We start from the raw sequence: 10,492 nt of genomic DNA, 5'->3' as shown, positions 1-10,492 counted from the left end.
TCTACCTGTCGAATTTTCTTGTGAAATCATTTCACTGCCTCCTAATGTCTTATTTATTAAGATAATTAAGAATTATCTACAAAGATTATATCAAATTTCATACAAATTTTCCATATTTTAATACTATATAATTATTTTTTGAGAAATGCTATTACATGATTTCCAGCATTTCACATTTATGCACATAAAAAAGACCACCTGCTTTCAGCTGGCCTACTGCTCCAATATTCTAAATATTAATATCACGCAGCATCCATAATTTTCATATTATTTCTCGGATGTCGTTCTCGCAAAATATCCGCTTGCTTTTTGGCTGCTACGTGAATATAGATCTGAGTTGTTTTTATTGATGAATGCCCCAAAATCTGCTGCACACAGCTCACGTCTACGCCTTCCTCAATCAAATATGTAGCAAAGGAATGTCGGAACATGTGGGGTGTAATTTTTGATTCAATCCCAGCATTCTTCGTGTATTTCTTTAACATAAAACGAATAGATTGTTCTGTGTATCTGTTTCCTCTATTATTCACAAAAAAATATCCACACTTCTTTATTTCCCTCTCATTTTCTACATAGTATTTCCGCAGAATTTCTATAACAGTTTTATTGCTGATTTGGATATACCGCTCTTTTCCTCCCTTTCCCATAATTCTTATTCGTCCGGAATTCAAATCCATACTCTCATTTCGAATATTCGATATTTCATATACTCTGGCTCCAGTGGCAAAAAACAGCTCTACAACCGCTACATCACGCAAACCATATTTATATCCAATGCCAGAAAGACCATTCAGGTAAGTATACATATAATTTAAGAGCTGCTCTATCTCATCTCTTGGGATAATCCGAGGCAGAACTATTGTTTCTTTAAATTTAACTTTTATTTTTCGAAACGGATTCTGTTTTAACAGTTCCTCTTCTTCCAGGTAACTATAAAAGGCTTTTACCGATGCAATTTTTCTTTTCACCGTTTTCTGCTTATATTTTTTATGTAGCTCCGTAATATACCGCTCAATCGTTTCTTTTTCTGGCACATCACAGCATACAAAAGAAAAGAACTGATTCAAGTCGATCCGGTACGCTTTTACCGTTTTTGAGTCCAGTTCTTTTCTGTAAATGCAATATTCTAAATATTGTTCCAATCTATCCTGTAGCTTCATTTCCAATACTCCTTTTTCTATCACAGTACTGTAAAATATATTTTTTGTCAAAACCAATGCATAAAATACCCGATCGATTTTCAAAAAGAGTTGCCATTCCCAACAACACGCTTCACGTCACAATTCTCAGTATTTTTGTAAGGGACTGTTTCCAGTCCCTTACTTTCTCCTATTTAACAAACAATTTTCTTCTGTTTTTGTGTCTCTTTAGAAATTCCTTGCGGACACGGTCATACTCCGTTAAGAGGGTAATATCCTTTCTCCTGCTAAGCGGACGGTCAATCACTTCCGCATAATAGATGTGCTGGATCAATTGTCCATAACACGCAGAATTATAAACATCCTGCAGCTTACAGCCGATTGCTGCTGCCACTTCCGGTCCGGTGATGGAATAAACCATCACCGTTCCGTCCTTTCTACATAAATCATACAATGCCCTTGCCATACACACTTCCTCACTCATCTTTTCTTAGAATATCCATACTTCATTTGGGATTTCCTTTGCAAAGCGGTCAAACTCCCGCCAGGCTTGTGTATATTTCGCATAATCTCCTTGTTCTTTACTGGCAGCCTCATACAGGTCTTCGATTTTCTTTATAATCCCCAGGTAGTCCGTATGCTCCCCTTTTATAAACGCCATTGCCGCAGTCAAGTTGTCATACCGATACTGAAGCCCAACATAGGACTGATAAACCTTAAAGCACTGACGCATTGCTGCGATCAATTCAGTCTTGGTAAGCCGCATTAACTTTTCTTTTGCCTCATCTTCAACCCAGGCCTCGTTTCCACGGATTCCAAAATAATCCTGCTCGTAGGAATCATAACCAAGATAATCCCCCGCTTTTGCCGCAACGAAAAACAAATCAAAACACTTAGGAATCCACTCTTCCTGAAGATCCTCCATCATCTGGTCACAGTCTGCCTGCAAGCTACAAAACGCAATTTTAAATTCCTCTGCCTCCGCTTCATCATCATTCAAGGACTCTAAAAGGGTTTCTTGATCGTTATCCATAAACCAAATGACATTTGTACATTCCTCGTACATTTCATACAAGTTATTTAAAATATCCTGACAATTCAGCCCTTTTGCAATGGGCTTTTTATATCTTAACTTCTTTGCCCTTTCTTTTCTTAGCTTCTGCACGCTCACGCTGCTACCTCCTGTTCTTTATTTTCCAGCAAAAAAATATTGCTGCTATAGTCTCCAGAAGCAGAAACAGACGCTTCCCCGTATAGGCTATCCAGGTACTGGCTGCCGTTTTTGGATTTGGAAATATATAAATAATAATTGCTTTTTATATATTCCTTCGTTTTCACATCATCCTGGTAATAGCAGCTAAGAACCAACCTGGCTCCCAGCTTTTTGGCTTTTTCTTTTGCAGCCACAAATGCAAGGTATATTGCCTGGTCCATTTCCTCATTTGTCAGATTCTTCTCGTAATAGCGCTCCAAGAACAATACCAGTTCCTCCCCTTCCTCCTCTTTTGGTTCCCCAGGTTCTGCCAGATCTGCAAACTGAATCTTTTTTCGCATTCTGTCACCCACATAGGATCCCTTTGTCAATCGTATCATGGTCCGAAATACCACCTGTCCATTTTTTCGGATAAAGAAAAACTTTTTATTCGAATCAAAGCAGGATAACAGGCAATCGCTGTTTAACCCTGAACGGTAGGAGAGGCAGGAATAGCTTGGAATCTCTCCAATCTGCATGACTGGAAGAAGACCGGTTTCCTCTTTTAATACCAGGTTTCCTCTAGTAAAAGTCCTGTCTTTTTTCCATTCTTTTTCCGCTTCTTCGGATACCTCAAAATCAATCTCACGCATGAGATCCCCAGATGGATATTTCAGTTCGTCAAATTTTCCAAGAAGCTCTGCTGTAACCAGTCTCCGGATCTCTTCGATTTTGGAGGGCTGCCGTTCCAGAAAAGTTTCCATGATCTCAGCCCCACCTACAAATAGAAAGTTGCCAATCCGAGCAGCATTATTTTGTACAAATTCTTCTGAAAACGACAGTTTTTCTTTTAGCAGCCTCCAGGAAACATCCCCTAAGATCAGCTTTTCTTTTAATTCACTTAACGAATCACACTCTTTTACCAGTACCAGATCTTTTAACAGATAGAGGGCCTGTTGTTCCATGGTGATCTCTTTTTCCATGCCTTTTAGCTGCTCCCGGTAAACAAGAAGCCACAGTGCCGTTCCGTAGCTTAAATCCGAAATGTTCCGAAAGTCCTCCCGGATCCATCTGGATAACGGCTTTTTGGATAATGCAGCTGCAAGTGGTTCTATCTGTCCTTTCCAAAAGGAATACGGCACACACTCCCGTTTTATCAGTTCCCGAAGAACCATGAGTCTTTCATCACATTTGCAGGTCAGCTGTTCATACAAACGGATCAACGCCTCTTTTGCAGTACAAAGAAGCTTTAACTCTTCAAATGTATGCTCCCGCTTTGCCAAAAGTTCGAATCTGTCATTCGATAAAATCAGATCCGCACTATCTTTTAAATTTTTCCGGTTGAGGGTATTTAAGTTTATATACTCCTGGTACATCTCTTTCTTTAACAGCATGGAAGCATTTAGAAGATCATAAAAAAGTTCCGGTTCCTCATTGATGAGATTTAAGAATGCCTTCTTTTTCTGTGTGATGGCATATAATAGAAGTTCTGATTTTTCTACACTTAAACTGGACAGAGAAATTTTAGATAAGGGATTCTGGTACAGGGTATTCACATAGGACACTTTGCTAGAAAATACCTCCGCCGGATCCGCACCATCTGTAAATGCCCGTTCCAGCTTACAAAGATCCTCATACAGAGCTTCGTTCCACAGCCATAAGTTTAATCCATCCGTCAGCTTGTCTTTTGGAATGTACCCGGTCACAATCCTTAACTTTTCCAGTATCTCAACAGGTCTTTCCTTCATCTGATCGAACTGTTTCTGATTTAGAGACTGGATCTCAGCTTCATACCCGGCAAGCGTATTGACAAGCTCCATCAAACCTTGATCTTGAAGAATTTTAAGGTTGTTTACATTTTCCAATAGATCAAGCAGCAGCTCTGATGAGAATACCGGATTCACAAGCAGCATATGGTCTTTTTCCCCTGCCTTCTCAAAGTCCAGCACCTCCATACACATGGCAATACTTTTTACCAGCTGTTCTTTTTCTTCTTTGCTTACATTCTGCTCTCCATAATATTTCATATAAGAATAAGCGGTTCCATCGGTTACCAGCGGATCAAAATACACGGCTTTTACCTGTTCATAAGAAAAATCCGAAACTTTATCTGTCCCCGCATCCAATAGGATCCGCTGGAACCGGTATGCATTCAGCTCACATCCCTCTTTTTTCAGGATTCCAAGATAGGTAATCGTTTCCGGATCTTCCATCATGTACAAACATACCTGTTCCCCCAAGAACGGGATCACATCCATAACTTCATTTTGAATGATGGCTTCTGCTGCCCGTACACATTTTTCTTCTCCCTTTTTTGCCAGGTAACAAAGAGACAGGCCCGCCGTTTTTAGCATATTTCGTTCCGCTAAATGTCTTTTTATCACTTCTATCATTATGCAACCTCCATCAAATCTATCATCTGCCTGATGCCCTCTAACGCTATCTGTTCATTTTTATACAGGTTCTGAAACAGCAACAACAGATATTTTATTTCCTCTTTGCTGGTTACAATTTTTCCTCTTCTGTCCAGATAATCCCGCATATAGGAAAGAATGATCCTGGCACGTAAGGAATTTTCCGTATATCTTCCATAGTAATAAAAGTTATAGATCTGTTCGAAAAGCTGATTTGTCCCCTTATTTTTCCGAAGCAGAAGATTAAATTCCTTTTTGATTTTCTTTTCCTCTTCCAGCTTTCTCATCCTTGTTTCCTGCACCTGTTTCCACTCCTTTTCCCTTTCAAGGCTTCGCAGCTCTTCCTCTGACATGTATTTTCTTCGCAGCGTTTCTTTCCCACTACTGTCCTCCAGATAGGGAAGGATTTCTTTTGCCATCTGCATAGCTTCCTTTGGTTCCATCCAAAGTCCTGTACTGTCTTTTAACAGGATGCTCCTCAAAAAGCTGATGTAGTTTCCAACATCTGTTAAAAACAGATGTTCCTCGATCCACATAAATAATTCCTGATGTACACCTCTTTCCAACAGCGGGCGGCAGATCTCGCATTCTCCACGACTAATTCCATACGGATACAACGAAAAGGATCTCTGAAGCATGCTCCATGGTTCCAGAATTCCTGGGATTCCCTCTATTCCAATTTGGGTAATGACGAGCTTTAACATGGAAAAACTGGTCATGGTATTTATATCTTCCATATCTGCTTTCAGGTAATACAACATGCTATCCCATTTCTCCCCAAATACTTTTTCTGCCTCCCCGGTCTGATTCTCCCCGGTATCAGCCTCTCCGATAAAAGGGATCGGTTCAAAAGCATCCTGATCCGGTTCTTTGTTTCTCATTTCCCGGTATTCCTTTAAAAATTGTTTCATAAGACCGACGGCATCCAGGATCTCATTTTCGCTTAACAGATGAAAGACATGACGAAGATCGTAATCTATTTTCTTCCAGAAGATTTCCACATACTCCCGTCCGGTCAGCTTTTGATAGGCTGCAAGATAGGATTCCAGCTCTGGTTTTTCAAATGTCCCATTTCGCAGGGTGTCATTTACGCACTTTTCAAACTCTTCCTCCTTAATCTGTGCCACCAGGCAGTGCCATTTTTCCTGGTTTAAATTAATATAATGCCACTCTTTCATCCCATTTTTTCGAAAAGGAAACAGCGTTAAAAAAGTCCGGACATTTTCCACCTTCATTCCATACAGGCAATTTTGGATTTTTTCCTGTCCACCAAGGCGCACTGGAAAACAGTCGTATTTTCTTAAAAGAGTTTCACATAACTCATACACCACATCTGGATACATCTTTTCTCCTGGCAGAAAGGTTTTCAATACCCTTACTGCAATCTTCTCCGCGGTCAATGAGTTCGGATCCAGGTATCTTCGTGCCCCTGTCAATATGCCATTTAAAAAAATGACCTCTTCTTTTTGATATCCATTTTTTATAAGCTGTTCCTCCAACGCCCCGTTTGCATTCGCCGCATTTGTCTGGGAAAGTTTTACCACCTGTTTTAACACCGCAGTTTCTTTGGTCCGGTCATTTTTCAGCCGTTTCTCATATTTCATGGCAATCCAGGCATAAAAATGCCAGTCTTCGTAAACAGACAGCCTGCGTTCCCTTCCAAAGCAGGCCGCGATCTTTCCCTTTAATTTCTGCCATAACGTATCCGACTCTGGAAAAACGGAAAGGATAAAGATCATTTCCTCCACTTTTTCGTATGGATACTGGTGCAGGGCATCCACCCAGAGCCTGCGATCTTTTGTTGCAAGCAGACACCGGACTGCAAGGTAACACAAATCCTTTTCTCCAAGTACCTTGCCAAACTGTTTCCAGAAGCCGCTTTTTTGGGTACCATTAAACATACAGGTCTCCTGAATGCAGGATGTCCCTGCAAGCGCAAGCCCAAGAGCCCGGTAAACCGGTTTTGTCATGGTTCTCCGCTCTTTCATACGCTCTAATACTTCTCCGGGATAGTGAAGATTATATTCTTCCTCCATGCTGTGCTCACAGATTCCATAAAACAGGCTGTTTTCTCTCTCCTGTTTTAAAAATGCTTCTTTGTCCGCATTTGAGGACAGCTGATAGATCATGGACACCATCTGCCGGTACAAGACGGGATCCAGCCAGTCTTTATAGATGTTCCATTCCATTCTTTACTTCTCCTTTTTTCAACTAAACTTAAATGCATCAATCCCATGCAGGTTATGGCTTTTTCTGGTCAGTGTAATACTGTCCTCAAAATGTTCCTGACAGCTTTTTTTCGCTGCCCTTCTCATGCCTTTTGAAGTCTGGCGTTTTGCCATTCTTTTAAATCCAGGTCCTACCAGGTGGTTTTTATGATACATTCCCATATTTTTCACTCCATTTCGGCAGGCACCAAGCCCTGCGTTTTTCTTTTCATGCTCTTTCTATATAGCGGATACTGTTTTTTCGGCATTCAAATTCCGGACACAAGGAACTCCACAATTCTTCCAGATCCTTCATCCCGAATGCACTAAGTTCCGTTTCCCGTTCCCTTCCATACAGATCGGTATATCCAATCTGGTAAGTTCCGCCTCCGCTTCTTACGATTCCTTTTCCAGCTTTCCTTACGGTCATGTTATTGCCTCCATTTAAAATTATTTCTTCCTATTAATTAAGGGGGACGACTTGTCCCCCAAAAAGTTACGCTGCAATATAAAGTTCTTTTTCCCTGTCCACAAGAGGCAGAACATAGGTTGTCTGTTCCAGATGGTTTTCTTTTTGATAGTTTACGCCATCGTGATAAGACGAGAACTGAAGGATCTGCCCCTGGTTTTTATAGGGCTTCAGGTTTTCCTTCCATCCGGGCTCTAATCCGTGAACGGCAAGCCCCCAGGCCACCTTGCAAAGATTGCATCTTAATCCTGCATATCCAAGATATTCTTTTACAAACTGTTCCGCACTGTGGGTGTTAGAAAAATAACGGGCATACTCAAATGAGCGGCACAGAATTTTTCCATCCTGAAAGCCTGCAAAATAACAATCTTTTTTCAGCTCGATCACATACCCGGTTGCGTAGATTTCCTTTCCCGGATGTATCTTTTTTGAATCCTCATGGATCTGTAACAACTGTTCGGAATAAATCTTTTTTCTTTTTTTATGCTGCATCATGCTCCTCCTTTTAGTTTACTCTTCGAAGTAATTTTGCCAGCTGCTTTGTCAGTCGGATGGGAAGCTGCTCTAAGCTTGATATATCAAGATAGGCATTTCCATAAATCTTCCGGATAGCTTCTTTATCCCAGCCAATCGCTGCTGCCTGAAACAAAATTCCTTTCTTTCCGAGCTTTTCCTTGATTTTTTTTAAGTCTGCTATAGCATAGCTTCCAAAATAACAGGTTGCATTTGGCAGTCCGTCACTGATAAGGAACAACAGTTTTTGTTTTTCCGGACGTTTTAAAAGCTTATTTGCCATAAATAGAAGGGCTGCCCCGTCCCGGTTACTGCCATCGTTTTCCATAGTGATGATCCGCAAACGGTCATTTCTGTCTTCCTCGAACTCTGCATAACTATGAAAATAAACAGTTTCCCCACTTGGATCACGATGATCGTAACCATCCGTATGGTGCCCGTAAACCAGAATGGGGATTCCGGCTTGTCTGCAAAAATCGTATAAGGTGAGGGCTGCTACCTTGGCTGCTTCTATACGATGGCCTATCATGGAACCAGAATTGTCCACCAACACGCAGACCACCGCATCTGTTTTCTTTCCGGGAAATGTCCGCTTATATACGGCACCGCCTGGATCCGCAATGGCACGCATATCCAGCTTTTTTCCAAGATACATCCGACGTTCCGTCCGTTCCTTCTGGTTTTCCAGGATTGGAAGAAGCCTGGTCCGAAGCCTTTTTTCTACCTTTCTTGCCGAAGCTTCATATGCAGACAGCCAGCTTTTTTCTGTTTCTGTGAAGGTGTTCTTATACAGAACCTCTTTTTTTACCATGTTATGGGCTGCTTCAAATTCCATTCCATCCAGTTCCTCCTGCAGACGGATTTGGGCTTCTACTCCCATGTCCTGGTCCACGGTTTCTGATACTAAATCTAAAAGGATTTTTTGCAGTATAAGGTCAGATTTTTCATCTGCGCCTTCCCGTTCTTCCTTATCCTCTTTCGAAACCTGGACCACCGTGGCATTTTCAAGTTCCGGTAAGGCAGTCTCATCCACTTCCGATTCCTGAATAAATTTGGGAAGATCTTCGGTCAGTTCTTTTAGATACTCCCCCATGGCGACCTCCAGCTTTTTTAGTTGTTCTTCCGTCAGCTCTTCTGTTTGTTTCCCGGTTTTCGCCTCGTCCTTTCCATTTCCGGATACATCTGTCGGAAGATCCTCATCGGAGGAATCCGAAGAAAAATCTTTTAGACCTTCTTTACCGCCTACAGCTTCCTTAGATTTCTCTTCTGAAGAAGCTTTTTCAGATACCGTTTCTGATTTATTTTCCTCCTCTGAGGCATTTGGAGACTCCTCATCCCCGGTCTGCTTAGAAGCTTCCCAGTTGTTATCCCCAGAAGTATCACCTTCTTTTACAGGTTCCTCTTCTTTGGATTCCTTTTCTCCTGTGGAGGATTCTTCTGTTTCTTCCTCTTCATCTTCTCCCACGGATTTTCCTTCTCCCTGGGATGCCTCTTTTCTATCTTCCTCTGTAGAATTTTCTTCCCCTGCTGATTTTTCTTCTTCCGGTTCTTCCTGCGGTGGTTCTTTCTGCGACGGTTCCTCTTGTGGCTCGTCCTCTTCTGGCGGCTCTTTTTCTGATGGTTCTTCCTGAGGCATTTCTGCTTCCGGCGGTTCTTCTTCCTGTGGTCGTTCTTCCTCGTTTTCTTCTGGTTCCTGACATTCCTGCTTCAATTCTTCCAAAAGATTCCGAAAATACTTCCACATCTTAAGCAGGATCTGGTTGGTGGCCTGGTAACGGATAAGATCACTGTCCGCTGTCACCGACAGATTCACAAACTGCTTCACCTCATTTAAGGTATCCAGCATCTCACAGCTTTCCATATTCCAGGAATTGGCATATCCCCGGAGGGCATACTGTACAAGTACCTTTAAAAAAACAGAAACCGGATCTGAATTTCCCTCTAGCAGTTCTTTTAACGGGGGAATCCATTCCACGTTTCGTCTCCGGTTGATCAGAATTCCTTTTTTGATACTTCCAGGAAACAGGCTGCACATCTTTTCCTCTATGTACACATCATTTAAAAGGTTGCTGATATAAGACGCACATTCTGTCAGAAGGGGAACCACCACTGGATTTTTCCCGGCCAGACAGGTATCCATCTCATTCAGGGCTTTTTCTTCGTCCTCGTTTTCCGGCTCTGGTGCATCCGGATACCAGACGCCTGCCAGCATGTTCTGCACATAGACTTTCCGAAGTACAGAATCCGTAAATCTGGCATGGCCGCATTCATGTCCTAATATCCCGATCAGGCTGTCACTTTTTTGTTCCAGTTCTAAAAAGCTGCCTGTGATGAGATTGCCAATGTTGATGCCGATTCGTTTCCCATCATTCCAGCCTGCCAGTCCGTCTTCTGTACTCTGGTACAAAAGCAGCTGCTCCAGTTTTTCCCCTGCCACTTCATTTGCAAGGTCCCGAAAAAGTTTCCGATAACCTTCTGAAAAAAAGACCTGACTGGGGCTTAACTTTTTTTGTTCTTCCTTGATCCGCTCTCTATAAGTATCCTTCATTTCGATTCTC

Annotated in this window: 9 protein-coding genes; all 9 read right to left on the bottom strand. The window is 41.8% G+C overall.

Annotated elements, in window-relative coordinates; translation table 11 throughout:
* Nucleotides 1-242: 242 nt before the first annotated feature.
* Nucleotides 243-1,160 carry a tyrosine-type recombinase/integrase gene (locus tag ABHC48_RS16460; RefSeq protein ID WP_177271831.1) on the bottom strand — a complete coding sequence of 306 codons (918 nt, stop codon included), beginning with the start codon at nucleotides 1,158-1,160 and terminating at the stop codon, nucleotides 243-245.
* 169 nt (nucleotides 1,161-1,329) lie between these two features.
* Nucleotides 1,330-1,605 carry a hypothetical protein gene (locus ABHC48_RS16455; RefSeq protein ID WP_177271830.1) on the bottom strand — a complete coding sequence of 92 codons (276 nt, stop codon included), beginning with the start codon at nucleotides 1,603-1,605 and terminating at the stop codon, nucleotides 1,330-1,332.
* Between the two features lie 24 nt (nucleotides 1,606-1,629).
* Nucleotides 1,630-2,310, bottom strand: coding sequence for a hypothetical protein (locus tag ABHC48_RS16450; RefSeq protein ID WP_177271829.1), 681 nt, complete (start codon nucleotides 2,308-2,310; stop codon nucleotides 1,630-1,632).
* Nucleotides 2,307-4,724 (bottom strand): hypothetical protein, encoded by a 2,418-nt coding sequence (locus tag ABHC48_RS16445; RefSeq protein WP_177271828.1) that lies wholly within the window; start codon nucleotides 4,722-4,724, stop codon nucleotides 2,307-2,309. The genes ABHC48_RS16450 and ABHC48_RS16445 overlap by 4 nt, the downstream gene beginning before the upstream one ends.
* Complete coding sequence (locus ABHC48_RS16440; RefSeq protein ID WP_177271827.1) at nucleotides 4,724-6,934, bottom strand: hypothetical protein; 2,211 nt, start codon at nucleotides 6,932-6,934, stop codon at nucleotides 4,724-4,726. The genes ABHC48_RS16445 and ABHC48_RS16440 overlap by 1 nt, the downstream gene beginning before the upstream one ends.
* 18 nt (nucleotides 6,935-6,952) lie before the next feature.
* Nucleotides 6,953-7,135, bottom strand: a complete 183-nt coding sequence (locus ABHC48_RS16435) for a hypothetical protein (RefSeq protein WP_173718716.1) — start codon at nucleotides 7,133-7,135, stop codon at nucleotides 6,953-6,955.
* 46 nt (nucleotides 7,136-7,181) lie between these two features.
* On the bottom strand, nucleotides 7,182-7,382 hold the full coding sequence (locus ABHC48_RS16430; RefSeq protein WP_177271826.1) for a hypothetical protein: 201 nt from the start codon (nucleotides 7,380-7,382) through the stop codon (nucleotides 7,182-7,184).
* Between the two features lie 66 nt (nucleotides 7,383-7,448).
* On the bottom strand, nucleotides 7,449-7,913 hold the full coding sequence (locus tag ABHC48_RS16425) for a hypothetical protein (RefSeq protein ID WP_195700028.1): 465 nt from the start codon (nucleotides 7,911-7,913) through the stop codon (nucleotides 7,449-7,451).
* 13 nt (nucleotides 7,914-7,926) lie between these two features.
* Nucleotides 7,927-10,482, bottom strand: coding sequence for a hypothetical protein (locus ABHC48_RS16420; RefSeq protein WP_177271824.1), 2,556 nt, complete (start codon nucleotides 10,480-10,482; stop codon nucleotides 7,927-7,929).
* Between the last annotated feature and the right edge of the window lie 10 nt (nucleotides 10,483-10,492).

It is taken from the genome of Ruminococcus sp. 1001136sp1, from assembly GCF_039841815.1.
Classification (GTDB): Bacteria; Bacillota; Clostridia; order Lachnospirales; family Lachnospiraceae; genus Blautia_A; species Blautia_A faecis.
This window is presented reverse-complemented; position numbering and strand designations above follow the sequence as displayed.